Here is a 2,002-nt window from a genome sequence, read left to right on the forward strand (position 1 = left end):
ACTTAACGGGATTGCCACCACAATAGCTAAACCAGTTCAAACCGTCTTTTGCAGGGTCTTCAGTTAAGAACCGTCCTGATGTGGGGTCTAAGTATCGCATGCGGAGGTAGATATAACCCAACTCGGGGGCGTGGTATTCGCCACGATAGCCGAAGTTATCAGCAAATTTTTACTCGTAATCTTATGCAAAATTTATTAATCGTGCTTTTAATATCTTTATATTATCACATAAATTTACAAAGTACAAGTTTTTTTCTTTCTATATTAATTAAAAGGGGTAGTCATCACGACTACCCCTTTGGCCTAAATACATCAGCGTTTGCCCTCATAAAAATTAAATTGTGAATCAATATAGCCTTCCACACCATTTAAAATTACATCCGCATAACCATTCTCGAAACAAGCCTCATCATCAAACTCAAAATTAGTTGCAAATTCTCCATTCATATCAATAAAGGACCACTTTAAAGGATGCTCTAAAGATCCCAATCCACTGGTAACAACACACGCGTATCCCTCACTAAAACGATGTGCCTGCGAAAAACCTTTGTTAAAAAGAAAGTTACCGTCTTTTTTCAAATAATATTGTAATAAATTATTTGGACAATTTTGGTCCTTTGCACCGACAATTGCTATTCCATTATCAAAGTCTCCGGCAAAATCATATATACATGGTATTACAACTTCTCCCTTATCATTAATATATCCATATGTTGTTTTCAATGTATTTTTATCAAATTTTGCCACTACAGCGTAGCCTTCGGAAAAAGGGAAAGCCTCATAAAAATTTGGTTCTATGACAATGTTACCATCACAATCTTTAAACCCCTCTTTCTTTGTTACATTATCACGATATGGAATTAATAGCTTTGATACATCTTCATTACGTTCAATAACACGAATTTTATTTTGTTCCGGAAGCCATGTTGTAGTTCTGCCAGTCCAGGATGCAAAGTCAGTTAAAGCAACATATGCCTTATCGTCAATGGAAACAATCGGATGATAAAAATTTCGTTCAACGCCGTCTATTTCTATTTTATAATTTGCTTCAAATGCAGTATACTGTTTTAAGAATTGACCGTAAACTGTTAATGATGCAAAAACAAATATTAAACTACCAAATAATATTACTTTTTTCATATTCTTTACCTTCTTTCTTATTTTAGCCTATACAAAGCATTATATTTATCTAAAAGATCTAAATTTTTACTGTAAAATTGTTTTTCTCCACTATTTTTGGCGCGAAGCATTAAAGCATAGTCAATGTTAGTGGCTTTTCCATCGAATTTTAAGCCACTATTCATGATGGAAAAAGGCGTATAAGAAAATTTTTCATCATTATATAAATCTTTCAATCCAAGGGCATGCCCAAATTCATGTGCGGCAATCCAAGAAAAATAATAGTCTTGTAATTGGTATGTTTCGTACCTGTTTAGGTTGGGATTCCATTGGGTGTTTTTCCAATACATAGTTATTCGGCCATTATGAAGTTCACCATTATAATTGGAATCATTAGTTGTAGTGCTAATATAAATATCTAAATTTTTATGGTTTTTAAATGAAGCGTTAGCTGAATCATTTACATCTATTAATACAACGCTAACCTTTTTACCGTCAAAATATCCTCCCCAGCCATTCTTAATTCCTTGGGTTACAAGATCATAAGAGTTATCGGGGGCATTAGCATCACCACTAATACTAACACATGCATATATTACGATTCCATTTTCGTATTCTTTTACAGTTACAGCATTCTCTGAGAATTCTGATTTAAATGCATTAGATACATTAGTAATATAATTTGCTGGATCTGCTTTCATAATTTCTTCCGCTTTTCCAGGGTTTGCATCTAAAAAAGCACCGATATCTTTCAATGTATACATTCCCCACGGATCGGTAAACTTAACGGGATTGCCACCACAATAGCTAAACCAGTTCAAACCGTCTTTTGCAGGGTCTTCAGTTAAGAACCGTCCTGATGTGGGGTCTAAGTATCGCATGC

2 protein-coding genes and 1 pseudogene are annotated in these 2,002 nt (G+C 34.3%); all 3 read right to left on the bottom strand.

Annotated features, from left to right (window positions below):
- Nucleotides 1-148: pseudogene (locus H8698_RS13545) on the bottom strand (RHS repeat-associated core domain-containing protein); the annotation flags it as partial.
- Nucleotides 149-312: 164 nt separating this feature from the next.
- Nucleotides 313-1,140: a WG repeat-containing protein gene (locus H8698_RS13185; protein ID WP_249313899.1), complete on the bottom strand. Its 828-nt coding sequence runs from the start codon at nt 1,138-1,140 to the stop codon at nt 313-315.
- A 17-nt stretch (nt 1,141-1,157) separates the two neighbouring features.
- A partial coding sequence (locus tag H8698_RS13190) for an RHS repeat-associated core domain-containing protein (RefSeq protein ID WP_283245484.1) occupies nt 1,158-2,002 on the bottom strand: 845 nt, incomplete at its 5' end.

Origin of the sequence: Congzhengia minquanensis, assembly GCF_014384785.1 — a bacterium.
Taxonomy (GTDB): domain Bacteria; phylum Bacillota; class Clostridia; order UBA1381; family UBA9506; genus Congzhengia; species Congzhengia minquanensis.